We start from the raw sequence: 24,649 nt of genomic DNA, 5'->3' as shown, positions 1-24,649 counted from the left end.
TTCCGCGCTCGCGTCGGCTCCGGAACCCCGCGCCGTCCAATCGATGACCTAACAACTCGAAACACCACATGGCGAACAGACTGATATCGAACATCGTCTCCGATTTCGGTGGTCGCGTCGTCCACGTCGTATCGACCGGACTCCTGTTGCTCGTGCTCACGAGGATCCTCGGGCCGGAGTCGTACGGACTGCTCGCGTTCGCGCTCTCGGTCTTCTCCTTCTCTCGGTTCATCAGCGAATCGGGGCTGCCGTGGGCCGCAGCGCGGTTCATCGCGGAGGACAGGGACGACGCGACCGAGCGCGCCGTCGCCGCAGTCGTCGAATCGTGGATCCTCGTCGCGATCGCGTCGCTGGCCGTCGCCGTCGCCCTGCTCGTCGGCGCCGACTTCCTCGCGGCGCTGCTGAACCAAGCTGGCCTCGCCGGCCTGTTGTTCGTCGGCTCGGGCTACGTCCTGTTCTACACGCTCTACCGGTACAATCGGGCCATCCTGCAGGGGTACGAAGCGATCACCACCACGGCGAAGCTACACGCGATAAAGGGCGGCATGACCCTGACGCTCGTGACGGCCGCCGTCCTGCTCCGGCCGACGCCGACGGCGGCCGTCGTGGGCTACGTGGTCGCCTACGCGCTCGCGACGCTGCTCGGCCACTGGATGGTCTGGCGCGTCAGCGACCTCGACCGGGAGAGCGTCGCCGGCGACGGCGAGGTTCGAATGAACATCCTCCGGTACAACGTGCCCCTGAGCGTCACGCGGCTCTCCGCCGAGGTCGACGGACACCTCGACACGATCCTCGTTGGCTTTCTCACGAACCCGACGCAGGTCGCGTTCTACACGATCGGCAAACAGATCAGTCAGTTCACGCGCGTCCCCGCGGCGTCGATCGGCTTCGCGCTCTCGCCCTCCTACGGGGCCGAGTCGTCGAAGGGGGAAACGGAGGCGGCCGCCTCGGTGTACGAAGAGAGTCTGCGGAAGACGCTGACGCTGTACGTGCCCGCCTGCATCGGTATTCTCGTCGTCGCCGACCCGGCCGTCGTGCTGATCTTCGGGGACGGCTACGCCGGCGGCATCCTCGTCGTCCAGATCCTCTCGCTGTTTGTCTTCTTCGAGGCCCTCGAGAACATCTCCGGGCCCGCACTGGACTACCTTGGACGAGCCCGATCGCGAGCGGTTCTCAAGGGGGTGACGTCGATCGGGAACGTCGCCCTGAACGTCGCCCTGATCCCGCTCTTCGGGGCCGCCGGGGCCGCGGTCGCGACCGTGATCACGTACGGCACTTACGCGATCTGTACGGTCGGGATCGTCTACACCGAACTCCCCTTCGACTACCGAAAGGTGGCCCGCTGCTTCACGACGTCGCTGGGGATCAGCGTCGGAATGGCCGCCATCGTGCTGGCGTTCCTGCATGTCCTCTCGGGATACGTCGGCCTCGTCGTCGCGATCGGCGCCAGCGCCGTCGTCTGGTTGGTCGCCTGCCAGGCCTTCGATCTCATCGACGTCGATCAAGTCGCGGAGCAACTCACGGGCTGACCGCACGCTGTGCGGCGCCGATCAGCCGTAGAGCGCGACCTCGTTCGAGTCGTAGACGCGGTTTCGGTCCGCGAGTTCGCTCTCGTCGATCGACTCCTTCTCGACGTACTCGGAGAACTGCAACGGTCTGTCCGCGAGTTCGCCCTCCCTGATGAGGACGGCGTCGTAGCCGGCGAACAGGTCCCCCTCCCCGCCGGCGTCAACGACCGAACACGACGAGCCCTGTAGCTCCGTGAGATACCGACAGGAAAGCCTGTCGGCGCCGATCTCGCCATCGTAGCCCGCGTCGACGGCCTCGAACGACTGGACCTCGTTGTCGGTGAGGTAGAAGGTGTAGAAGGGACGTTCGACGACCGGGTTGTCGGAGGCGGTGACCTCGTTGGAGACGGCGGTGAATCCGAGCCCCGACGTGAGCACGAGGAGCGCGAGGAACACCGCGACGCCGCCGCGGTCGAACAGTTCGTACAGTCCGAACCCGCCGAGCAACGCGATGAACATGATGCTGTAGTGACCGAATCGGCTGATGTTGATGCCGGCCAAGGAGTCGAGCAGCAGCGTCGGTCCGGGGAACGCGAGCGGAATGAGAGCCACCGTCAGCAGCCCGAGGGAAGTGAACAGCGGTACGCGCCGCGACGAACGGAAGTCGACGCTCGACTCGGCCACGTCGGCCATCGCGTCGGCTTCACCGCTCGTCGCGAGCCGCCGGTGCCAGAACAGGAAACCGACGAGGACCAGCAACAGCGCGAACGCGTAGGGGACGAAGTTCGCAACCTGCGCCCACGGCGCGGCGAGCACGTCTCCGGACTGGCCCGACCCCGGCGTGGAGCCGAGGAAGCTCGCGACCATCGTGTCGACGAGCCGTTCGACGATGAACTCGGCGTTGTAGAGCCAGTAGGTGGCCGTGACCAGGACGCCGACCGAGAGCACGTAGTTGTCGGCGGCCCGGATCGGGCTGGCGATCGAGAACTCGAGGGCCGCGAACAGGAGGAGGATCGCGAGGACGAACGGGATCGACGCGGGGTGGTAGACCACGATCGCGGCGACTAGCAGGACCGTTAGGATCCGCATGTTCCCCGTCGGCCGATCGACGAGCGCGAGCACGAGCCCGAGGAAGAGGATCGAGGTGACGCTGCGTGGGATCGAGTACATTCCGTAGAAGAGGTACAGCGGGAACGAGATCAGCACCAGACACGACAGCAGGCTGGCGGTCTCGTTGGGGTAGACGCGCCTGGCGAGGCCGTACATGAGCCCGACGGCGGCGGCGAAGACGCCCCCGGAGAGGAGGTACATCGTCGTGTGAACAGGGATCCAGTCGCCGAACAGTTGCGTCGAGACGGCGGTGTAGACGTGCCAGAGCTGGAACGCCTCGTACTCCGGCAGCAGCGACGAGAGCTCGCCCGTCTCGAGGATCGACGTGGCCATCGCGATGTGGGTCATGAGGTCGCCGTGGCCGACGAAGAAGTCGTAGTTCAGCGTGACGCTGAAGATGACGAGCGCGGCGAGGACCACCAGGTGATAGAGGCCGATCGCGTGGCGGCCTCGAGTCGGCCGCGAGGTCGTTATCAACAGGAAACACAGCAGGTACGCGACGGCGACTCCCGCGTAGAACAGGAACGGTCGAACCTCGGTCGCGCTGAGCAACACCACGAGCCCCGCGAGCAGCACGTGGAAGGTGACCGACCAGACGCGCCAGTCGACCCACGGGATCCGACGACCGGCCGTCGTCGATGAGCCCCGTTCGTCGCCGATCGCTCGGACCAGCGCCGGCGCGGCGATCATGGGGACGGCGAAGTACAGCCCCATAATCGCCAGGTTCGTCAGCCCGAGGACCAGCGGGACGACGATTCCGACGACGGCCACGAGCGGTAACGCGGTCGTCGACAGCCCGTAGACGCGGTCGACGAGCCGTCTCACGGCGCACCACCGACCTGCGTCGGTCTCGCGATCGGTCGCGAGGGGTTCGGTATCCGTACTCGAGCGACGGACTCCGGTCTCGGTTCGGCTCCTGGTCGGGACCGACGGCGGGCTGTCGGTCCGCTTCGATCGACGGAACTGATCATCTGTCGGAACTAGATACAATTGCGTTCGAAAAACGTTCGACACCGTTCACAGCCGCTGAGAACGTATCGCTGTCGCTACTGTTGGACCGCTCACATTCAATATATTATGATAATTTCGGTGAACGTAACCGGATCAGAGTTGTCAGAGTAGGGTGACACAACGGCCGCCGAGACGGACTCGAATTCCAACTCGACCTCAGCTACGGTAGCGATTCGATCCGAAGAGCGAGAATGTCTCTCGAGCGTGGAGTACTGCACGCAGCGACGCGGTCTGACTGTCCTCGTTGAAACTCGGAGACGATCCGTGAGGGCCCTCGAGTATCGCGACGTTGCTGGACGGTGCCGTAGGAAGGGCGTATATCGGATAACGACCTGCTACCGATTGTATACCCTCTAATTCGGAACGTAACTAAGGGCGGGATCACCGTATCGTACGGGAGATGGTCGACCGACGGTCGTATTTGAAACTCACCGGCGGCGCGCTTACGGCGGGGATCGCGGGCGGGGTGATCACACTGGTCGCCCGGAACGAGGGGGGTGGCGGCGGGGCTGCGACGTTCGAGGAACGGGAAATCGAGTACGACGCGCACGACGACCCGTCCGACGTCTACCGCGTCTGGACGGGGTATCCGGAACGATTTGCCTTCGAGGACGGAGCCGCCTACACGGGAGCGACGGCCCTGCGGTGTGACATCCCCGCGGGCGACAGCGACGGGAGCAACGCGATGGTCTGGTTTCCCGACGAGGGCTACGACCAGCCACGGGCGCTCTACCAGCGAGCGATGATCTCTCTGAGCGATGACTGGACGATGGAAGAGACGGACGTCTGTCGGTTCTGGTGTGCAGGGCTCAACACGGAGGCCGGCATCCAGGGATCGGGCAGTCGGGGTCGGCCACACGGCGACGACGGCTGGTCGAGCATGTTCGCCGTGACCGATCGCGAGATCGACGACGAGGCGACCTACAACCTTGCCGCGTACTCCTATCACATGGATCAGGAGGGCATCAGCGGCGAGTTCGAGGTCGTCGGCGCGCCGGTTCCGACCGGCAAGTGGTTCCGGTTCGAGACGCTCGTCCGGATGAACACGGTCAGCGACGGCACGGCGAACCCGGACGGCGAGGTTCGGTGCTGGCTGAACGGCACGCCCGTCTACGAGCGAACCGACTTTCGCTGGACGACGACCGAAGACCAGGCGATCGAGTACGGCGGGCCGCTGGTTCGGTACGGCGGCAACGAAACGGCGCCGGCGGACCTGGCGATCTACTACGACGACCACGAACTGCGCGGCAACGGGGCGATCGAGGACCGACTGGAATCGGATCCCTACGTCGAGGACTCCAGCAGGATGGACGACTACGACGGCCGGATCACCGTTGCGACCGGCGACGCGGAGACGAGCTACCGCATCTACGTCGATGGCTACGTCGTCCACAGCGAGTGGAGTAACGTCGACGGACATACGACGACGCCGAACGAGACGGTCGAAATCGCGCTGGCCGATACCACCAAAGGGTACGCGACCGCCGACGCGGTCGCCGCTCCCGAGAGCGCCGACGGCTACCTGTACGACGGCTCGATCGTCGCCGTCGACGCCGTCCCGGAACTGGCGGAGCTGTGGGTCGACGGGCAGGAACTCGATCCGGCGGCCGTTCCCTCGAGGCCCGGGGAGTGACGAAGGGAGATTGGCGAGAGTTGCATCCCCTCGAGAAGCGCGCGCATTCTCCCATCAGTATACGTGACCGGACGTCTCGAGTAGATAATAACTGGATCACGGAGCTTACTGTGAAACTCGCGGCACGTACAGGCTGAGGCGTTACCACTGCCGTCGAGGCGCAAGCGCTGCACCCGCGAGCGACCATCGGGAGCGAGCGGCCTTTTTCATCGAAGTTTTTACGCGAGCGGTTCGCCATAGGCGAACCCGACGCGGAAAAAGTTCGTTAGAGGGATTTTTCGACGTACTTCTCGCGCCCGAGCTGGTACAGGGGCCACGCGACGCGCGAGTACCCCTTCTCGACCTTGAAGATGGGGACGGCCGTTCCCCCGTACTTGTGTTTGAACCGAAAGACCGAATTCGAGAAGTGCGAGCCGGTTTTCCCGAAGTTGTACCGCTCGTACCCCTGCTCGATCCCCCACTTGATCCCGCGTTCGTGGAGGAGTTCGGAGGGGTGATACTGGTAGTTGTCCGAATTCGGGATCGCCGACAGCCAGTGGTGGAGGACGTCGCCCTCGTCGTCGAGGAGGTAAACGTACCGGCCGACTTCCTCTCCCTCGACGATAGCCCGGAAGACTCGCAATCGGTCCTCGAGTCGGTCGGCCAGGGACTCGAAGAACGCCTTCGGAAGCGGCGAGCCGTCGACGCGCTCCAGGTTCTTGACGTACCAGTCGTAGGTCGTCTCGAGGTCCGTCCCGAGCGGGTCGATCTCGATCCGATACTCCTGTTCGTTACCCTTTCGGATGTCGCGGCGTCGGCCCTTGTCCATCCCGTCGAGGATGGCGTCCCAGCCGTCCTCGAGGTCGATCAGGAACAGACACGAGTCGAACGACGGCTCGTATCCCCGGGTCTGGAGGTACTGGCCGTACCGCACGTACTCGAGGTCGTAGGTCTCGATGGCGTGGTTGACGACGGTCCGCTCGCTGGTCGACTCGAGGCCGTCGAACAGCAGGTCGAGCGCGTCGGCCTCGTCCGTGAGGACGACCGGGCCGCCGAACCCGGTCGGCAGCGAGACCAGCTGCTTGAGCGGCGGCGTCACGGGGAGCGTCTCCGTGACGGTATCGGGAACGGGGAGGTCGACCTGGAAGTTCGGCATGAGGGCGATAGGGTTGCCGCTCTTCTCGACGACGACGTGGCGGGGCTCGTAGTCGAAGGTCTCTTCGATCGCCCGAACCCACTCGTAGCGCTGGTAGACGGTTCCGCGGTCGGACTGGGTGACGACGTTGTTCCACTGGTTCTCGTTTATCGGTTCGATGCTTCGGTACAGAGTCGGATCGAGTGCTGACACGGTTTCGAAAGCGTAGACGGTTGGTCGGACGGTAGTTGTGAGCGACATCGATTCGCGGTCTCGGACGACGCGGCCCGCGCGGCGATGGAAGCGCCTAGTTCGTCGCCGGAGACAGTCGCGAGAGCAACTCGCTGCTGTCCCGGAGGTTGACGTAGAGGCTCTCGGCCATCTCCATGCTCATCGTCGACCGCTTCGCCGAGTAGTAGGTTCGCGTCTCCGGGCTAAACTTCGCCTTCCACGTGGTCAGCCGAGGCGTGTTCGCCCCGACGATCTCGTAGCCGTCGGCCCCGCGTTCGAGGGCGTCGCACATACCGTGGTACTCGAGCAACTCGTTGGCCGGGAAATCGGTGTCGGGGCGCGTGCTGCCCTGCCAGCCGCGAATTCGATCGCCGTTATCGAGGATGATGTTGCCCGACACCCGTTCGCCGTCGAGCCGGAGCACATCCACGCGAACGGCTCCTTCGGGGAGTCGGTCGTACAGTCCAGTTACGAAGTCGACGGGGAGATGCGGCTTTCGGTCCTGCTCTTCGTACCGGTTCCGCACCTGCTCGACGGTCCACGCGAGATCGGCACGGTCGCCGGTCTCGATCGTGTACTCGTCTTCCCGGTCCTGTGCGTCCCGGATCCGCCTGCGCGGACTCTGACTGAACCGCTTGATCAACTCCTCCTCGCTTGGCGAGTCCTCGAGCGGGACGACGTACGTGTACGCCGGCGAGACGTCGAACTCGTTCCAGTCGAACGGGCGGGTATCGTCGTAGTTCCAGTCGGTTTCGACGTAGGTGTACTGCGGATCGATCTCCTCGTCGATCCACTCGAGACAACTCTCGATGAATCGGCGGTGTCGTTTCTCCCGTTTTCGCTGTTTCAGCTGGCCCATATGCAGCAGTGCGGGGCCGAGGTTCGGTATCCCGAGTTCGTACGGCGGCGAGAAGACCAGCGAGAACGGGCCGCTGTTCAGTTCGAAGACGGGGAAGATTCCGACCGGATGCTCCCCTTTGTGTCCCATCAGCGGATACAGCGTCGCACCCGTGTGATCCCGCAGGCACTCGAGGGCCTCGTACCGGTGGAAGACCGTCCCCTGGGGGGAGCGATCGACGTACCTGTTCCACGTCTCCTGTTCTGACGGATCGGCTACTGAAACACGAATACTCATTGTTGTCGGTGTCGACGGGCGGTCGATCGCCGAAGGCGACACTCTCGCTCAGCTTCGGTTCATGTAGGCTTTGTTATAGCAGCCGTACGGCCGCTGTAGCCGTACTGCGCAAAACGAAGGGAGTCGCTTCTTTCGTTCCGGTACGGGTCGTGCGGACACGCGGTTCGCGACGGCCGCGATAGCGTCGGTTCGCGTGACCGTACGGACGGTCTGACCGTTTCGAGCCTGCGAAACGGGGCCGACCGGCGACGGTTGTGCGACCGATGTGGCCTCGAGCCGCCGGTAATCCCACCTTACACCATGAATGCATTACAGTCAATGTTTTCGATATATGCTGGGTTATTTTACAGAACTCCCTTTCAAACGCCTTTAATCTAGGAATATTTGTTCGATCACGGAGCAGAAAAGTTTATGATAGTAAAATCTGATTACCCGGTGTATATGGCACGCAAGACTCCGGAACTGGGTGACGAATCGTCGGACGGTGCGGACGAGAGGGCCGCCGGCGACGGTGCAATCGATCGACGATCGTATCTCAAACTCGCCGGCGCGGCCGCGGCGGCGATCGGGACCTCGGCGGGCGTCGCGGGCGCGCAATCGACCGAGGGAATGGAACGAATCGAACTCGACTACGACCAATACGGCGATCCGTCGCAGCTGTACAACGTCAACGACAATCGGAGCGGCATTCCGCCGGAATTCGTCTCCTCGCCGACGAACGGTTCGAGTCAGGCGATCCGGACGGAGTTCTCGAGCGCGCAAAAGACCGCGAACCTGGAGTACCGGTTCGAGGAGAACGGCTACGAGATGCCGCGGGAGGTGTACACCAGCTTCAAGCTCTACCCCGACGGGATCCGACTCAGCGCGAACGATACGGTCCGAATCTTCTGGCTGCCCCTGACGAACGGCCCCGGATCGTCGGGCGGCGGCGCGACGGACGGGACCAACGGCTGGTCGAACGCGATCGGGTTCGCCAATCGGAACGACTCGCCGGCGCCGGACGGCTACAACTTCTTCAGCTACTCCTACCACATGGACCGGAGCGGGTCGGGCGACTTCCAGATGTCGAGCGTCCCGATCTGGATGGACCAGTGGAACGAGATCGAGGGCTACGTCCGGTGTAACACGTTCTCCGGCGGCAGCGCGAACCGGGACGGCGTGATGCGTTACTGGGTCAACGGCGAACTCGCCTTCGAGCGGACGAACCTCCGGATGACGACCACGGAGAGCAACCTCATCGAGGGCGTCGGCCCGCTGGGCTACGTCGTCGGATCGAACCTCTCCGGCGACGCGCTGATCTACGACGACCACGAGATCGCGATCGGCGGTATGCCCGCCGATCGGGACGACTCGCCGCCGTACGACGAGGATCCGACGCTGGTCGAACCCAGCGCGCGCGAGCAGTACGAGGAGCGGTTCACCTACCGGAACGGCGACGAGGAAGCCGTGTACCGCATCTACGTCGACGGCGATATCGTCCAGTCCGACTGGGGCCAGGCGACCTACAACGAGAGCGTCGAGATCACGTCCGACGAGTACGCCGTCATCGAGGCGACGGCCGACCCCGGTACTATCGACGGCTACTTCTTTGACGGCGACATCGTCGCCATCTCCGCCGACCCCGACCCCTCGCAGCTCTGGGTCTCGGGCGAGCAGATCGATCCGGCCGACTATCCCGACTCGCCGCCGGCCGAGGACCAGCCCGACGAGCCCCTCGAGCACGTCGTGCTCGTCGATGGCCTCGGAACGACTAGCACTACCCGATACGAGTTCGCCGTCAGCGGTTCGGTCGAGAAATCGACCGACGGCGGCGCGTCGATCGACGACGGCGACGCCATCGACGGCGGACGCGTCACCGGTCTCGTCGGCGGCTGGCGAGACGCCTTCCGCTTCAGCGGCGAACTCGAGGAGCTGACGGTCGACGGGGCCGCGCGCGTCTCCGTCGACGGCGAGGAAATCGATCCCGCCGACTACGGCGACGACCTGCCCCACGTCCTGACCGTGGTCGGGAACGGTTCGGAGGCGAGCTACGAGCTGACCGTCGACGGGACGATCGACACCGTCCTGGGCGACGCGTCCGCCGCCGGCGCCGAACGGCAGACCACCGAGACCGTGACGGGGACGATCGAGCGCGGCGTCCACCGGTTCCGCTTCTCCGGTGAACTCGTCGATGTCACGTTCGCGACGGGCGAGACGCACGTGTACCTCGACGCCGAGCGCATCGATCCCGCCGACTACAGCGGCGAGACCCGGGTCCTCCCGCACGCGATCGTCATCGACGGCAGCGAGGCCGACGACGCGACCGACTACTCGTTTACCATCGACGGCGACGTGATCCAGTCGAACTACCGCGACGCGACCGTCGACCGCGCTGACTCGCTCGAGGGTACGAGCGCCGCGGGCTCCGTCGGGGCGGGCGAGCGAGACGCCTACTTCTTCGACGGGGACATCACGGACTTCCAACTCGTCGGCGACGCCACCGTCGACGTCTACCACAACGTTCAGTAGAACCGTCGACTCGGCGTTTCGACGGTTCGATTTCGTCCGTTTTCCGTCCACTACCGGCGATCGAGCGGCCGATTCCTGCCGGAGTAAGAGACTATTTCCCACCGTCAACGACCGGTAATACCGCCTTTCGAACGAGGAATATCGACTGCCGTCGCCCATATATATTTTCGAGAATTATCGAACAATCGTAGTAGTAATAAGATACAATCAGGATAATCTGATGTTAATCAGTGGTAAAGGTTTATAATGGTATCCCCACGTTACCCGAGTTGCATGACGAGCGATCAGCCGGTAACCGAACGCGATCGATCGGTCAGCAACGACCGAACCAGCGGTGCCGAGGCGGGTCTCGGCCGACGGTCCTATCTCAAGCTGGCCGGGTCGGCCGCCGCGGCGCTCGGAATCTCGGGCGTGGCAGGGTCGGCGGCTGCCGCAGGTGACGGCGACCTGATCTCCGTTAATTACGACGACTACAGCGCCCCGGGCGACGTTTACAACGTCAACGACGTTCGCGGCTCTCATCAGCCCGAGTTCGTCACGAACCGGACGACGACGGGCCAACAGTCCCTCTACACGGCGTTTACCGACGATCAGAAGATCGCCAACTGCGAGTACCGATTCCCCGAGCACGTCGGCGACTACCAGGACGAGGTCTACACACGGTTCAAAATCTACCCGGAGAACTTCAACCTCAATCAGGACGACACCATCCGGATGTTCTGGGGGCCCCTGACGAACGGTCCCGGCTCCTCCGGCGGCGGCAACACCGACGGAACGAACGGCTGGTCGAACGCGATCGGCTTCGCCAACCGGAACGACTCGCCGGCGCCGGAGGGGTACAAGTTCTTCAGCTACTCCTACCACCTCGACAACACCGGCTCCGGTGACTTCCAGATGACCGACGCCGTAGTGCAGATGGACGAGTGGAACGAGATCGAGTGCCACGTGAAGGTCAACTCCTACCAGAACGGCCAGGCCAACGCGGACGGCGTGATGCAGTACTGGGTCAACGGCGAACTTGCCTTCGAGGATACCTCGATGCGCTTCACGACGACCGACGACAACCGGATCGAAGCCGTCGGCCCGCTGGGCTACGTCGTCGGCAACGCGTCCAACGCAGCTATGTACTACGACGAACACGATATCTGTCTCAACATGGGCCGCGAGGAGGCCCGCACCGCCCTCGAGAACCAGTAATTTCTCCGACCGACTCAGTTAGCTACCGGGGCGGAGTGCCGATTTTGTGCGCGAATGGTCGCTACGGCGTCACAGCCGTGAGCCGGTCGTAACACTCGGCCGGCGGACCGACCCACCCGCCCAGCGCCTTCGCTTCCTCGATCATTCGGCGGTAGATCGTCCGATACCCCGGAAACTCCTCCTCGTTTAGGTACCGCGGATGCCAGAGCGCGGTCATGATCGCGCCGTTGTCGGCCGCCTCCTCGAGGAGGCGCCGGCACTCGCGCCACGCGGCGTCGACCGAGGAGGTCTGGGAGAACAGCGTCGTCTCCATCACCGTCAGCGGGAAGACGACGAACTCGTCGTTGAACGGGCGGAGGACGTCGTACTGACCGTCGAACCCGTAGCTGTCGCTCGAGCCGTAGCTGGCGTCGTACCGGAGGCCGATCTCCTGGTGGTGTTCCCACGTGTCGGGGAGTTTCGTGTTGAGGTAATGCTGGCGGCCGCCGCGAACGGAGTCGCCGAGGACGTCCTCGAGAACCCGCTTCTCGTACCGCAGTCGCTCCCGGTCGTCGTAGGAGTCGTAGGAGCCGTGCAGGCCGACCTCCCAGCCGCCGTCGTCGAGCGCCCGAACGACGTCGACGATCTCCGGGTCCGTGATGTCGTACCGGCCCGTGTAGAGCATCCAATTGCGGGGCTCGAGCCATTCGCGGGGAGATTTCTCCCAGAGGCGTTTCTCGTTCAAGAAGTACCAGGCCGACCGGACGTCGAGGTCGTCCTCGAGGGCCATCAGCTCCTCGAACTGCCAGTAGGGACGCTCGTCGGCGACCAGCGACCGGAGGTGGGAAGGGTCGCACTCCGCGGCGGCGTAATAGGGCGCCTGGAACGTCTTGTAGGGTCGGTCGACGTCGTGGGTGAGACAGAGGGCGAACTCGTAGTCGTCATCGAACGAACGGTTCGCCATCACGCGTCGCTCACCCGTTCGACCGTGTTCACGACGAAGTCCGTCGTGTCGATCGTCTCGTCGAGCAACGTCCGTCGGCGTTCCCGCCACGTCGAGTCGTCGATCGCCAGCAGCTCACGGGCGGTGGCGGCGACTCGGCTCGGCTCGGCGTCCTGCTCGAGCCGGCGGAGAAGCCCGTAGCGCGTCTCGAGTTCCTCGAGGACGCCGGCGTCCAGATCCGAGACGTACAGCGACGGCGTGCCGAGGACGGCGCTTTCGATGGCCATCGTCGCGCTCTCGCCGAGGAACAGGTCGGCGTGGGCCAGCAGGTCGTGCATTCGATCGGGCGGCAGGTCGATCCGCCGGTCGGCAAGCGCCGGCGGGAGATCGCCCTCCGCCGAGACGAGGACGGTCGCCCCCTCGCGCTCGAGGTCGGCCACGAGGCGTTCGACGCCGGCCATCCCCTTCTGGCCGATGTCGTGGGCCGCGGTCCACGAGATCAGCCGCAAGACGACCAGCGACTCGTCGCCGACGCCGCCGGTCGAGCCGCCGGGTCCGGTCGCGGTGCCGGCCCCGGAATCGGTCTCGAGCGCGCCGCCGGACGCGGCCCCGCCGTCGGTCGCCGCGGGAAGACCCGCCTCGACCTGCGGCTCGAGGTCCGCGAGGACCGACGGATCGGGACTGAACCGATCCGGGTGGAGGTACGCCAGTTCGTGGTAGCCCGGATAGGTGTAGTGGGCGGAGCCGTGGTCGTCCCAGAACGCGCGGGGCGTGCAGACGAGGTCGGCGAACGGCAACGCGAGCGCGTTCGACAGGGTGGCGTGCTCGGTATCGGTAAACAGCACGCTGTAGCCGTCGACGGCCGCGGACGCGTGTGCGACCCCCGGCTCGCCGATCGCGAGCATGACGTCCGGATCCAGCCGCCGGGCGCGTTTGAGCAGGCGATACTCGTAGGTTGCCTGTACTTTCGCGAGCTCGAGGGGCGACGCCGCGCTCCCTGCGAGGCGCTCGTACTCGATGCCGTAGGCCTCGAGGAGAGCCTCGGTAACGTCTTTCTCGCGGGCGAAGACGCGGACGTCGTAGCCCCGATCCTCCAGTTCGTCGATCGCGTTCCTGAAGAAGTGGACGTGAGCCGGGTGCTGGACGGTGACGACGACGCGGCCCGCAGGTGCGGTCGCCATCGTCACACCTCCATGGATTCGTTTGCCTGCATGTCGAACAGCATCGCGAAGAGGACGAACAGGCAGCCGGTGACGAACAGGAGCGCGCTCATCGATCCGCGGACGAACAGCGGGGCGGCGAGCGTCAGCCAGGCGTACAGCGACCAGACGATCCCGAGGACGCCGACGCCACAGATCGCCGTCCCGAGGAGGTAAAACAGCGCCAGCGGGTGGAAATCGAGGACGAGATAACGGGCCTTCAGCCGCCAGCAGAAGTTCCGGAGGAGCATTCCCGACACGTTCCAGATGTAGGAGGGGTAATCGATGCTCGACTCCTCGTCGCCGTAGACGGCCGGCATCGGGACGTCGGCGATCCGCATGCCGTGGGCGTTGAGCTTCACCAGCAAGTCGTTGCAGTAGCCGTAATACTCGTACATCTCCTCGATGCCGACGTTCTCGAGGGCCCGTCGGGAGATGGCGGTGTACCCGTTCTGCGGATCCATCATCTTCCAGTAGCCGGAGGCAATCTTCGTCAGGAAGGTCAGGACCGAGTTGCCGAAGAACCGCCATCGCGACATGCCGTCGCGGTACTCCTTGTCGACCAGGCGGTTCCCCTTCGTGTAGTCCGCCTCGCCCTCAACGATCGGGTCGAGAAAGCGCGGCAGAATGTCGGGGTCCATCTGCCCGTCGCCGCCCATCACGGCCGTGATGTCGAGCTTGTCCTCGAGGGCCTCGAGGTAGCCGGTCTTGATCGCGCCGCCGACACCCCGATTCGTCTCGTGTTGAATCGGGACGACGCGCCGGTCGAATGCCGGACCGCCGTCGGTGGCGGCCGCCGGCTGTTCGTCGGCCCGAATGGCCGCGACGGACTTCTCGGCGCCGTTGATCTCCTCGGCCGTCCGGCGGATCTCGTCCCAGGTGCCGTCGGTCGAGCAGTCGTCGACGGCGTAGATCCGATCGACGTACTCCGGCATCGTTCTGAGCACATCGCCGACGAATCCTTCCTCGTTGTACGCCGGGACGACGACGCCGATCGTGTGCTGTCTATACATGCACTCACCCTCCGTAGCAGGCGGTCCCGGGTTGCGTTCGATACCCTGCAATCCGTCCAATCAACGCCACTGGTCGATCGCGGTTTCCCCGTCCTCGCGCGCGAGCGAACGGTCGCCCCGAACGGGGGCCGGGGGCTGCCGATCCGGACGCGCTCTCGGTTCTCGGCGCGGTGAGGGCGTCGAAACCGTCATTCCCGTCCCGACGACGGTCGACCGTGGGACGAGCGCGCTCCGCGCGCTCGACTACAGGGGTACCGTCGGCTGTCCGGACAGCCACGGAGCGGCGATCGAAACCAGTCGAACTCTCCATAGCGAACACGGGGCTATTGTCACAGTGTATAGAGTTTTGTTATTATAGTCGTACAATTCGTTCAGTCTCCCTAACACCGACGCAGAGTGATTCTCGATGGAGTTTTTCTCCTCCATCGATGACAGAGAACAGTACATACACACCAAATTGTCAATGAATAGTATACGAATGACTGGAACGCTGACACGTGTCAGGGAATAAACTAGATGTGTTTGGGACTGCTACCCTGACGAACGCGGTAAAGTCAGTCGCGAACTCGACGGTTCAGATTCTCGAGAGCTAGGACGTCGACGTTCGGTCACGCCGGCGCGAGTAAGTACCCCCAACGGCGCCTTGGCGGAAAGATCCAATAGGGTACGCGAGCGATAGGAATTGCTTTCAGCCGAACGAGCGCGACGATCGCGCGCTATGCAGTGGGTACAGCGGACCGGGCGCGCCGGTGAAATCGGGCGCGGTCAGCAACGGGGTCCGTTGCCGCCCGGAAATCACAATCATTGACTATTGTTGTAGTGAATTGAATGGCGGTGGCAGAAATATATACGTCTCCCCGATGGCCGTCACGGCGAGCGAGTAGTCTCTCGGGCATCCTGTTCTGACGAAATCTCGCGGTAACGAGACTGTGGTTGCTATTCTCAAACGAGCACTATCGTCGTTCGTCTACACGAAGTGTCACCGGAGTTAACCACCGTGGGTAACTATCACGAAAAACGATTCAAACCGACGGTAGAACGGCTACACAGGGGTTTTTGGGGGAGAAGCTATACCATGCCAGTATGAGACTTCACAACAGGGAGATTCGACAGGACGTTCGAGAGCTCGGCGCGTTACTCGGCGACGTTCTCGAGGACCAGACCTCCCGGCAAGGGTTCGAGACGGTCGAATCGTGCCGGCGGGCGGCGATCGACTACCGCTCGGGCGACCTCGAGTCCCGCGAGCCGCTGATCTCGCGACTCGAGGGGCTGTCGCCTCACAATCAGCGGATCGTCGCGCGGGCGTTTACGACCTACTTCGAACTGATCAACCTCGCGGAGGAGCGCGAGCGGGTTCGGACGATCCGCACCGAATCCAACGAGGGAACGCTCGAGGACAGCCTCGAGATGGCGGCCGAGGAACTCGGCGAGCGCGGCGTCGACACCGTCGAGGATGTGCTCGACGACGTCCTCATCGAGCCGACGTTCACGGCCCATCCGACGGAGGCGCGGCGCAAAACGGTCAAATCGAAGCTGCGGACGATCTCGACGCACCTCGAGACGCTGGACGAACGGCTGCTGACCAAGAAGGAGCAGTCGCAGGTCTGGCGGGACATCGATGCCGAGGTAACCAGCCTCTGGCAGACCCCACAGGTGCGAAACCGCCAGCCCGAGCCCGAAGACGAGGCGCGAAACATCCAGTGGTACCTCGAGAACACGCTGTTCGACGTGGTCGGCGAGGTCTACGACGAGCTCGCGGACGCGATCGACGCGGAGACGGCGGGCGACCTCGAGATCCCGAAGCTGTTCGAGTTCCGCTCGTGGGCGGGCAGCGACCGCGACGGCAACCCCTACGTGACGCCCGAAGTGACCGCGAACGTCTTGGAGCGCCAGCGCGAGGTCGTCCTCGAGAAGTACCGTGACGAGCTCAAGCGCCTCTCGGGCGTCCTGAGCCAGGACGGGAGCCGGATCGACACCGGCGGCGAGTTCGAGGCCTCCCTCGAGGACGACCGCGAGCGACTGCCCGGAAGCGCTCGCACCGCCGAAGATCGATACCCGGGCGAGCCCTACCGCCAGAAACTCAAACTCATGCGCGAGCGCCTCGCGCGCGTCGGCGACGTCCGTCCGGGCGGCTACGACGACGTCGACGAACTCCTCGACGATCTCGCGGTCATTGCACAGAGTCTGCGGAACAACGGCGGGGAGAGCGTCGTCGAGGCCCACGTCGATCCGATCCGGCGTCAAGTCGCCACCTTCGGTTTCTCGCTGGCCAGTCTGGACCTGCGCGAACACCAGCAGAAACACACCGTCGCTATCGCCGAGGCCCTCGAGCAAGAGGGAATCGACTACAGATCGCTCTCCGAGGACGAACGCGTCGAACTGCTGACCGACGCGGTCCTACAGGACGACCCCCTCGTCGACCTCTCGGAGACGAGCGACCTCTCCGATGACTCGGCGCGAGTCCTCGAACTCTTCGACAGCCTCGGGGACTGGCAGACCGAGTACGGCGTCGAAGCCATCGACACGTACGCCATCTCGATGACCGACGAGCCCAGCCACGTCCTCGAGGTGCTGTTCCTCGCGGATCAGGCCGGCGTCGTCTCGCTGCCCGAACACGCGGGGATCGACATCGTCCCGCTGCTCGAGACCGAGTACGCCCTCTCTGGGGCCCGGCGGATCATGGGCACGCTGTTCGAAAACGAGGCCTACAGTCAGGCCCTCGAGGCCCGCGGACGGACTCAGGAGATCATGCTGGGCTACTCGGACTCGAACAAGGAGAACGGCTTCCTGGCGGCCAACTGGTCGCTATTTAAAAACCAGCGCCGTCTGGGCGAGATCTGCGACGATTACGACGTCCAGATGCGGCTGTTCCACGGCCGGGGTGGCTCGATTTCCCGTGGCGGCGGTCCGATGAACGAGGCGCTGTTGGCCCTGCCGAACAACACGATCACCGGCCAGGTCAAGTTCACCGAACAGGGCGAGGCCATCGCCGAGAAGTACGCCAATCCCCGTATCGCCGAGCGAAACATCGAGCAGATGCTCAACGCCCAGCTCCGGGCGCGGCTGTACGCCAAGGAAGAACCCGACGAGGAGGAACTCCCCGAGGAGTGGTTCGACGCGATGGAGACGATGGCCGACGCCGCCCGGCAGGAGTACCGCGATCTCCTCGAGAGCGACGGCTTCGTCCAGTACTTCGAGCAGGCGACGCCGATCACTGTCATCGAGGATCTGGACCTGGGGTCGCGACCCGCCTCCCGCAGCGGGGAGCGAACCGTCGAGGACCTGCGGGCGATCCCGTGGGTGTTCTCCTGGACGCAGTCGCGGTGTATCCTCCCGGGCTGGTACGCCGTCGCGGCGGGGATCGACGCGTATCTGGACGACGGAGGGTCCATGGACACCCTCCAAGAGATGTACGACGAGTGGTCATTCTTCCGCACCACGCTTGACAACGCCGCCCTCTCGCTCTCGCGAACCGAACTCGAGATCGCCGAGCAGTACGCCGACCTGGCGGAACCGGACCTCCGCGAACAGTTCTTCCCGCGCGTGACCGACGAGTACGAACGGGCGACCGAACTGATCACGGAAATCGGCCAGCGCGAGGATCTCCACACCCGCGACTGGCTCGGCGAGAACCTGGCGCGGCGCAACCCCTACGTCGATCCGCTGAACATGTTGCAGGTCTACCTGCTCCAGCAGACCCACCGCACGGATATCGAGGAACGGACGCTCCGGCTGACGGTCAAGGGAATCGCCGCAGGGATGAAGAACACGGGCTGATCGATCGGTTCGGTCCACGAGGCGGCTGACGCGGCCGTCCGTTCCTCAGTCGTCCTCGTCGTATCGCTCCGCGGCCGACTCGAACCCTAACTCCTCGTGCTCGCGACCGCGGCGCTCCTCAAGGGCCGCGATCGCTTTCGGATCCGGCGCCGCGTCGTCGGTGATTCGCGCCCACGAGTTGTGGACCTTGGCGTGACACCACCGACAGAGGTAGACCGTGATCTCGTGGGAGAGGGTTTCCCCGTCGCGCGCGTACGAGAGGTGGTGCTCCTCGAGCAGCGGCCGCTCGTCGTCGTGGGCCATGCGCTTTTCCGCGAGGCCACAGCGGACACACTCCCGGTCGCGATTGCGCGAGCGGAAGTGCGGGCAGTCGGCCCACGTCCAGTCGGATTCGGGATCGATGACGGGGCATTCGTACTCGTCTTCGGCGCGCTCGCGGGCGAACTCGGGATCGTGCTCGTAGTGGTCGAAGGCGTACCGGCAGTTTCCCTCGCCGGTGAGGTGATCGCAGACGCCCGCGAACTCGTAGGGGTCGTCGACGCCGACCGACGTGCCCCGTGGCGTTTTCTCCATGCGCGGTTAGCAGCCATTCGCACGGCGAGCAGTTGAACGTCACGGGTCGGCGAGTCGACTTGGAACTCCGAGTATCGGCCGTCGGTTCTCGTCCCCGGAGTCGTCAGTCTAAGTATCGTCGGTGGCGTTGCCGTCGGTACGTTCGGCTTCGGGGATCGTCTCTTCCTGGTTCCGCCACCAGTCGTCCCCCTCGAGCAGTTGCGTTTCGATCTCCTCCTCGACCGGACTGAAGTTGATCGTGGTCAGCCGCGGATCGTTATCGAAGGGCGACCACTCCGGGCTCACCTCGAATACCAGCGGCCGGTCCGAGCCCTCTTCCTGATTCGGGACGTATCCGAGGCTCACGTCGTACTGCCCGATGTCGGCTTCGTCCGCGACGAATAGCTGGACGTGTTCACCGGTGTTGAGCCACCGAATCGTGCGCGTGTTGTAGCCCGTGAACCAGCTATCGTCGATCCCGCCGTAATTCGGCGACCAATCGAGGGTGTCCGAAACGATCGCAAACCGCGCTTCCGGATGGAAGTCGTTCTGGAAAATTAACGCCTCCCACGCGCCCTCGAGGGCGCCGGGCCGTTCCTCGTCGTCCTCCTGTGCGCTCGTTACGCCCGATGCTGCGGCGCTCGCGCCGGCGGTGACGACGGCCCCTTTCTTGAGGAACGTCCGGCGCGATTCGTCGGAACCGGTTCTCTCAGGCCGGTGTTCGTTGCTATGAGTCATCGTTCTCTCGTCCCCGGCGGACGCCCGCACGTAGAAACGGCGTCCAATAAAAGACGGACGTTCGTTCACGGTCGTAACCTTCCCGTGGCACCGCCCGTACGACTGTGTTCGGCACATCACTGCGGTTACGGCAACGAAGGATCAGTCCATGCGGGAAAGATCGCGTTACAACGCAGTCGGGACAAGACGCGGAGCGGTTCAGCCGCGAAGACGGCGGACCGCTCGGTCTCGTCGCAGTCGGCTCGCGACGGCGCCTCGAGCGAGAAGACTTTTGCCACCCGCCTTCCGACTCGAGGGCGTGCAGTTGGTTCACGAAGCGGATTCGAGCGGCGATGCGACCGACGAGGGCGACCGACAAGTGCTGGCGGCGGACGTCGACCTCGCCGACTCGCTGCTGAGCCAGACCCGCGGCCTGATGTTCCGACGATCGATGCCGGACGGCTCCGCGCTTGCCTTCCGATTCGATTCTGCGAAGGTCCGCGACGTCCACATGCTGTTCGTCTTCTTCCCGATCGACGCCGTCTGGGTGGCCGACGGCGTCGTCGAACGAATCGAGCGCCTGCGCCCATGGCGGAGCTTCGCCCGTGCGGAATGCGACCTACTCGTCGAACTCCCGGCCGGCACCGCGGACGGCGTTGAGGAAGGAGATCGGGTCATCCTCAAGTCCTGAGCGCCCCCAAACCGAGGTGCTGAGCGGTCGAACGAACCGAGGGAGGTGGACTCCAAACCTCGTCTCAGCGAGTCGGGACCGGCGGATTTAAGTCAGCATACTGTGATAGAGGCACATACATATGTCCGAGGATAGAGGAAGTCGGGGCAACCCGGCTGGGCGTGAAATTCTCCGATGAAACGACCGTAACCACCGATTCGCTTCTACCTGTGACTCACTCCGCCAACGATACGATCGCTCCAGACCGCACAGTCCGCCTTCTCGATACGACGCTTCGCGACGGCGAACAAGCCCCGGGTGTCTCCTTGACGCCCGACGAGAAAGTCGAAATCGCCCGCTCGCTCGAGCGGGCGGGCGTCTCGGTCATCGAGGCGGGCAGCGCCTGCACCGGCGCGGGCGAACGACAGGCCATCTCGCGGGTGACCGACCTCGAGCTCGACGCCCGTGTCACGAGCTTCTGTCGCGGAATGGAGTCCGACATCGATCTGGCCCTCGACTGTGACGTCGACGGGGTCCACATCGTCGTCCCCGCCAGTGACCGCCATATCGAGGACAAGGTCGGCACCTCTCACGAGGACAACCTCGAGAAAACCGCCGAACTCGTCGCCTACGCGAAAGACCACGACCTCTGGGTCGAGGTCATCGGCGAGGACGGCTCCCGGGCCGATCTCGACTACCTCGAGGAGCTGATGGCGACGGCCGTCGACGCCGGCGCCGATCGGATCTGCTTCGCCGACACCGTCGGCCACACCGGGCCGGAGCGCACAGCCGAAGCGGTCGGTCGGCTCACCGACGTTGGACCGGTCAGCGCCCATACTCACGACGACCTCGGCCTGGGCGTCGCGAACGCGCTGGCGGCCGTCTCGGCCGGCGCCGACCTCGTCCACTGTACGGTCAACGGGCTCGGCGAACGCGCCGGCAACGTCGCCTTAGAGGAGGTCGCGATCGCCCTCTCGCACGTCTACGACGTGGAGACGCTCGAGCTCACGGAGCTGTACGACCTCGCCCAGACCGTCTCGCGAGCGACGGGCATCCAGCTCCCGCCGAACAAGGCCGTCATCGGCGAGAACGCCTTCACCCACGAGAGCGGGATCCACACCGACGGGACGCTCAAGGACGACAAGATGTACGAGCCCTACGAGCCCGAAACCGTCGGCCGCGAGCGACGGCTCGCCCTCGGGAAGCACACCGGCCGCGCGGGCGTCGCGGCGACGCTCGAGGAACACGGCGTCGACGCCGCCGACGACGAAATCGCCGAAATCGCGAATCGCGTCACCGAACTCGGCGACCGAGGTCGCCGGGTCACGGATGCCGACCTGCTGGCGATCGCCGAGGACGTCACCGGCGACGACCGCGAGCGAGTCGTCGAACTCCTCGATCTGTCCGCCACGAGCGGCGGTGCCGTCCCGACCGCGAGCGTTCGGCTCGACGTCGGCGGCGAGGAACGCGTCGCGAGCGGCACCGGCTCCGGCCCCGTCGACGCCGCCGTCTCCGCGGTTCGCGAGGCGCTGGGCTCGATGGCCGACGCCGAACTCGACTCCTACCACGTCGACGCCGTGACCGGCGGCACGGACGCCGTCGTCACCGTCGAGGTGACCATGATTCGCAACGATCGCTCCGTGACGGTCGCCCGCAGCGAGGCCGACATCACGCGTGCGAGCGTCGAGGCGATGGTCGACGCGCTCGATCGGTTGCTCGCAGCCGATCAGCAGCCGCTCGCGCCGGCGGACGACTGAGGTCGCGACGAGCAGTTTTTTCACGTGGTCGCCGGAGAATAGCTGCCGTTCCGGATTCGTCCCGTTAGTGGAACCGCTGGCGAGAGATGACGTTCCAGGGGTCGAGCAGGTAAACGCACGCGATGAACAGCGCGAGGAGCACGACGAACAGTTTGAGGACCTCGCTCGCGGTCGACGGAACGCCGGGCTCGATCGTGATCGCCATTACGGCCCCGACGCCGATCCAGAGGGCCCCGACGATCAGTCGCTGGCGAATATTCATACGTGGACGTTCGCGGCGGGCGTAATGAACCCGACGGGTCGGCGCCGGTGGGCGACCCGCTCACAGGGAGGGACCCTGCGGGCCGAACGTTTTCTCGTCGAGGACGTCCTTGCGGACGTCCGTCTGGTCGACGTCCTCGTAGGCGACCGGACCTTCAACCTGGTGGGCTTCCGGACCGGGCTGGTTGCCGATGTAGACGACGTTCGGATCCGTCCCGATGTCCTCGAGGAGCTTGAACTGCGACTGCGGATCGCCGCCGAAGTTCTCGAGGACTTCCTGTGCGAGTTCCTCGTCCGATCCCTGGAACTCCTCGTCCTCGCCCGGATCTTCCGCGAGCTCGAGTTCGACGAGCAGTTCCTGGCTCTCGAGGTCGAGTCCGTTTTCGTCGAGCGCGCGGACGACGTCGAACACGGCCGCCTCCTGTTCGGCGAGGGTCTCGTTCGCTCCGTGTTCGGGTTCGCCGCCCTTTCCGAGGATGGCGACCGCCAACACGATCGCGATCGTCTCCTCGTCGAGGTCCTCGACGGACTCGACGACCGACTGGAGGCCCTGATCGTTGCCCTCGAGATTCTCCTCGATCGTCTGCGGATCCGGGAGATCGGTGGCGATTCGGACGAGCGAGCGGCTTTTCGCGGTGTTCTCGATGTACCGTTGCGGATCACTGTTCGGATCGTTCATATCGCCGAACTGAATGACCTCCGGCGGGCAGGCATCTTCGCAGGCCGTCCGACCGATGAATTCCTCGCCCTTGCTTCCGTCCTGACGGGTCGGACAGAACGTACACTTCTCCATGACGCCCCGCGGCCCGCGGGCGCTGACCGGTCGGCCCCGTTCGTCGTAGACGTGGTCCGGATCGAGTTCGGATTCGGGGACTTCCGGATCGTCCCATTGGAAGTAGTTGACGCCGTACGGGCAGGCGACCTGACAGTAGCGACAGCCGATGCAGACGTCGTAGTCGGTCAGCACGAGTCCGTCGGAGTCGCGGGTATGGCGCGCCGTCGTCGGACACACCTTCTCGCAGGGCGCGTCGGTGCAGTGTTGGCAGGGCCGAATGAGGCGGTAGCTCTCGTCCCCGTCGGTCGTCTCGTCCTGATAGTCGAGGATGTACATCCAGTTGGCGCCCTGATCCCAGTCGTGTTCCTCGGCGCAGGCCACGACACAGGAGAGACAGCCGTCGCAGTGCTCCAGATCGAGCGCCATCCCCCACTGAGTGCCTGCTTCCTCTTCGCCCCCCTCTGTGGATTCTTCCGCGAGCGCAGCGGCTGGCGGCTCGTCCGAACCACCGTTGGAGATTCCCCAGGCACCGAATCCCACAGCGCCGGCGCCCCCCATCTTCTTCATGACGTCACGGCGCGACTCCTCGTCGACGCCGAACCGAGAGAGCGTGCTCTCGAGGCGCCCGTCCTCGTCGGCGTTACCGGCCTCGATCGGTCGTTCGTCCTCGCCGAACTCGTCCATCACGTCCTCGTGATAGCGATCGTGGAATTCCTCCTCCGAGAGCTCCCCCTTGGTGACGCGCATGGCGTCTTTGGCCATCTCCATGCCTAACTCCGCGTCGTACTCCGTATCCTCGAGTTCCGCCTCGAGGCCATCTTGCCACTCTTCGCCGAGCGGATGAAACACCTCCTCGTCCGCATCCTCGTGATCGTCGGAACTCACCGCTGTCCACCCCGATCGACGGCTGCCTGATTATAATCGAGTCCCATTTTCTGCTACTACCGATTTCGGACCGATTTCGATAAACAGTATGCTTGCGAATAGCATGGTTGTGTCTGTCACTCGTGGAGGCCAGACGCGTAACGGCTCGCCGCGGTCGACAAAGCGGTGAGTGGGTCGTCGCTGCGGGCTCGACTCGGGGACGGGACTCGGGCTCGGGACAGTGTCGTCGGATGAACGAACGCACGGCTCGCTGCACTCACTTTGCCGTTCGTAAGAGAGGATGATTGAACAACGTCCAGACGTGCTCGCTCCGCTGTGCGCGTCTGGCCTCGTTCAAATCCCGCGATCGTTTTCCAGCAACGGGAGTCGGTTCGCGCCGCTACGCGTCGCTCACCGGTTTGCTGCTGGAAAAGCGCCGAGAGGGAGAGTTGAACCACGGTCGGAGCAAAGCTCCTCCCTGATTCAAATCTCCTTGTAAGTTTCACGACGACGGACGGTTCGCTCCGCTCACCGTCGTTATCGCCGTGAAAACGCCGAGAGGGAGATTTGAACTCCCGAGTCCGTGAGGACAGTAGATTTCGAATCTACCGCCTTGGCCGGGCTAGGCTATCTCGGCTCACTCATTCGTACCCGGGTGATGTTTTTACCCGTTTCGGTTTTCGCCTCCCGTGATG

General features: G+C 64.4%; 17 protein-coding genes and 1 tRNA gene. 7 read left to right on the top strand and 11 right to left on the bottom strand.

Going from position 1 to position 24,649, the window contains the following annotated elements; translation table 11 throughout:
- Positions 1-68: 68 nt before the first annotated feature.
- Positions 69-1,529 carry an oligosaccharide flippase family protein gene (locus EH209_RS03205; protein ID WP_126661514.1) on the top strand — a complete coding sequence of 487 codons (1,461 nt, stop codon included), beginning with the start codon at positions 69-71 and terminating at the stop codon, positions 1,527-1,529.
- A 21-nt stretch (positions 1,530-1,550) separates the two neighbouring features.
- Here the strand turns inward: EH209_RS03205 and EH209_RS03200 are convergent, their stop codons facing one another.
- Complete coding sequence (locus EH209_RS03200) at positions 1,551-3,443, bottom strand: hypothetical protein (RefSeq protein ID WP_126661513.1); 1,893 nt, start codon at positions 3,441-3,443, stop codon at positions 1,551-1,553.
- A gap of 586 nt (positions 3,444-4,029) precedes the next feature.
- On the opposite strand from EH209_RS03200, the gene EH209_RS03195 reads away from it, so the two are divergent.
- Entirely contained in the window at positions 4,030-5,262 is a 1,233-nt protein-coding gene (locus EH209_RS03195; protein WP_126661512.1) for a hypothetical protein, read from the top strand.
- A 265-nt stretch (positions 5,263-5,527) separates the two neighbouring features.
- Here EH209_RS03195 and EH209_RS03190 read toward each other — a convergent pair whose 3' ends face one another.
- Positions 5,528-6,637 carry a GNAT family N-acetyltransferase gene (locus tag EH209_RS03190; RefSeq protein WP_249038741.1) on the bottom strand — a complete coding sequence of 370 codons (1,110 nt, stop codon included), beginning with the start codon at positions 6,635-6,637 and terminating at the stop codon, positions 5,528-5,530.
- 46 nt (positions 6,638-6,683) lie between these two features.
- Positions 6,684-7,742: a GNAT family N-acetyltransferase gene (locus EH209_RS03185; RefSeq protein WP_126661511.1), complete on the bottom strand. Its 1,059-nt coding sequence runs from the start codon at positions 7,740-7,742 to the stop codon at positions 6,684-6,686.
- Between the two features lie 441 nt (positions 7,743-8,183).
- On the opposite strand from EH209_RS03185, the gene EH209_RS03180 reads away from it, so the two are divergent.
- Together EH209_RS03180 and EH209_RS03175 are read left to right on the top strand one after the other, a co-directional pair.
- Positions 8,184-10,250: a hypothetical protein gene (locus tag EH209_RS03180; RefSeq protein ID WP_249038740.1), complete on the top strand. Its 2,067-nt coding sequence runs from the start codon at positions 8,184-8,186 to the stop codon at positions 10,248-10,250.
- A gap of 273 nt (positions 10,251-10,523) precedes the next feature.
- Entirely contained in the window at positions 10,524-11,447 is a 924-nt protein-coding gene (locus EH209_RS03175) for a hypothetical protein (RefSeq protein WP_126661509.1), read from the top strand.
- 61 nt (positions 11,448-11,508) lie between these two features.
- Here the strand turns inward: EH209_RS03175 and EH209_RS03170 are convergent, their stop codons facing one another.
- Genes EH209_RS03170 through EH209_RS03160 form a run of 3 tightly spaced genes read right to left on the bottom strand, consistent with a single transcriptional unit; the run spans position 11,509 to position 14,581 of the window.
- Positions 11,509-12,390: a polysaccharide deacetylase family protein gene (locus tag EH209_RS03170; RefSeq protein WP_126661508.1), complete on the bottom strand. Its 882-nt coding sequence runs from the start codon at positions 12,388-12,390 to the stop codon at positions 11,509-11,511.
- Complete coding sequence (locus EH209_RS03165; protein ID WP_126661507.1) at positions 12,390-13,550, bottom strand: DUF354 domain-containing protein; 1,161 nt, start codon at positions 13,548-13,550, stop codon at positions 12,390-12,392. The genes EH209_RS03170 and EH209_RS03165 overlap by 1 nt, the downstream gene beginning before the upstream one ends.
- A gap of 2 nt (positions 13,551-13,552) precedes the next feature.
- The gene (locus EH209_RS03160) at positions 13,553-14,581 is read right to left on the bottom strand and encodes a glycosyltransferase family 2 protein (protein WP_126661506.1); all 1,029 of its coding nucleotides are present in this window, start codon (positions 14,579-14,581) and stop codon (positions 13,553-13,555) included.
- A 1,083-nt stretch (positions 14,582-15,664) separates the two neighbouring features.
- Between EH209_RS03160 and ppc the strand changes: the two genes are divergently transcribed.
- Positions 15,665-18,358: a phosphoenolpyruvate carboxylase gene (ppc, locus tag EH209_RS03155; protein WP_126661505.1), complete on the top strand. Its 2,694-nt coding sequence runs from the start codon at positions 15,665-15,667 to the stop codon at positions 18,356-18,358.
- Positions 18,359-18,403: 45 nt separating this feature from the next.
- On the opposite strand, the gene EH209_RS03150 is transcribed toward ppc, so the two are convergent.
- Together EH209_RS03150 and EH209_RS03145 are read right to left on the bottom strand one after the other, a co-directional pair.
- Positions 18,404-18,931, bottom strand: a complete 528-nt coding sequence (locus EH209_RS03150) for a DUF7097 family protein (RefSeq protein WP_126661504.1) — start codon at positions 18,929-18,931, stop codon at positions 18,404-18,406.
- Between the two features lie 108 nt (positions 18,932-19,039).
- A complete protein-coding gene (locus EH209_RS03145) occupies positions 19,040-19,648 on the bottom strand; it encodes a hypothetical protein (RefSeq protein ID WP_204747282.1) in 609 nt (202 codons plus the stop codon).
- A 298-nt stretch (positions 19,649-19,946) separates the two neighbouring features.
- Here EH209_RS03145 and EH209_RS03140 point away from each other — a divergent pair, with 298 nt between their 5' ends.
- A complete protein-coding gene (locus tag EH209_RS03140; protein WP_126661503.1) occupies positions 19,947-20,318 on the top strand; it encodes a DUF192 domain-containing protein in 372 nt (123 codons plus the stop codon).
- Between the two features lie 209 nt (positions 20,319-20,527).
- A complete protein-coding gene (locus EH209_RS03135; RefSeq protein ID WP_126661502.1) occupies positions 20,528-22,054 on the top strand; it encodes a (R)-citramalate synthase in 1,527 nt (508 codons plus the stop codon).
- Between the two features lie 64 nt (positions 22,055-22,118).
- On the opposite strand, the gene EH209_RS03130 is transcribed toward EH209_RS03135, so the two are convergent.
- The 3 genes from EH209_RS03130 to EH209_RS03120 form a co-directional block, all read right to left on the bottom strand.
- Entirely contained in the window at positions 22,119-22,316 is a 198-nt protein-coding gene (locus tag EH209_RS03130; protein WP_126661501.1) for a hypothetical protein, read from the bottom strand.
- 60 nt (positions 22,317-22,376) lie between these two features.
- Entirely contained in the window at positions 22,377-23,975 is a 1,599-nt protein-coding gene (locus EH209_RS03125; RefSeq protein WP_126661500.1) for a 4Fe-4S ferredoxin N-terminal domain-containing protein, read from the bottom strand.
- Positions 23,976-24,506: 531 nt separating this feature from the next.
- A tRNA-Ser gene (locus tag EH209_RS03120) sits at positions 24,507-24,591 on the bottom strand.
- Positions 24,592-24,649: the final 58 nt, after the last annotated feature.

Source organism: Haloterrigena salifodinae (assembly GCF_003977755.1).
GTDB lineage: Archaea > Halobacteriota > Halobacteria > Halobacteriales > Natrialbaceae > Haloterrigena > Haloterrigena salifodinae.
This window is presented reverse-complemented; position numbering and strand designations above follow the sequence as displayed.